1 protein-coding gene and 1 pseudogene are annotated in these 982 nt (G+C 66.3%); both read left to right on the forward strand.

Translation table 11 applies throughout. The features are described from left to right. Positions 1–165 precede the first annotated feature (165 nt). Positions 166–264 (forward strand): annotated as a pseudogene (locus EII35_RS16780) (helix-turn-helix domain-containing protein); the annotation flags it as partial. A gap of 126 nt (positions 265–390) precedes the next feature. Next, positions 391–513 (forward strand): hypothetical protein, encoded by a 123-nt coding sequence (locus tag EII35_RS16580; protein ID WP_260465154.1) that lies wholly within the window; start codon positions 391–393, stop codon positions 511–513. The last annotated feature ends 469 nt before the right edge of the window (positions 514–982 follow it).

Genomic DNA, 982 nt, shown 5'->3' on the forward strand with positions numbered 1-982 from the left:
CCGAACCCCAAAATGACCGCAAGCCTCACGCTCACACTACGTGAGGCACCAACCCACCCTTCGCGCTCATTCCTACGTGAGGCACCTCGGAGCGGGGCAGTGTCATAGGGTCGTGGCAACAGTGCTGGTCAAGGGCGGGAGGCTGTGTTGCGGCGGATGTTGGCGATGACCGGTCGGGCTGCGATTGCACGGGGGTTGGATCAGGGGTGGTCTTTGCGTCGGGTTGCTGAGCGGATCGGTCGTGATGTCTCAGTGGTCTGGCGGGAGATCGCCCGGGACACGGTATCTGGTGGGTATCGGCCGGTGAGCGCGGATGTGGCGGCCCACCAGCGTCAGTGTCGCCCGAAGGCGCGCAAGGTCGACGCCAATCCAGTGTTGAAAGTCAGGGTCATGGCTGACCTGACACGCTCGCGGAGTCCCCGCCAGATCGCGGGGCGGCTGCGGGCCGAAGCCGCTGATGAGACCCTTGGGCCTTGTACTGGGCACCGCAGCGGCCGGGTGGAGGAGTCGTGACGCCTCGATCCACGGCCCGGGTTCTACGCGATGCCGGGACCCTGCGTGAGCACGGGATCCTGCTGCGCTCGAAGCGAATCTCCCGGAAACCCCGACGTCGTCTGGGGGAACGCAAGGCCCCGATCGTGGGGATCGTTCTGTCTCGATGACCGACCCGAGGAGGCCACCCACAGGCGGGTCCCAGGGCATTGGGAAGGAGACCTCATCATCGGCGCCCACAGGAGAAACCGCTGCGATCACCCTGGTCGAGCGCACCACCCGGTTCGTGACCATCCTGGCCCTGCCCAAGGGCAAGGACGCCGACGGGGTGTGTGACGCCCTGATCAGCCACGTCACCGGATTGCCCGACCTGATGAAAGGCACCCTCACCCGGCGTCTAGGGCAGCGAGATGCACCGGCCATGCCGCATTCACGATGGCCACCCAGATGCCGGTCTACTTCGCCCACCCCCACTCCCCCTGGGAGAGAG

It is taken from the genome of Arachnia propionica (genome assembly GCF_003932785.1).
GTDB lineage: Bacteria > Actinomycetota > Actinomycetes > Propionibacteriales > Propionibacteriaceae > Arachnia > Arachnia propionica_B.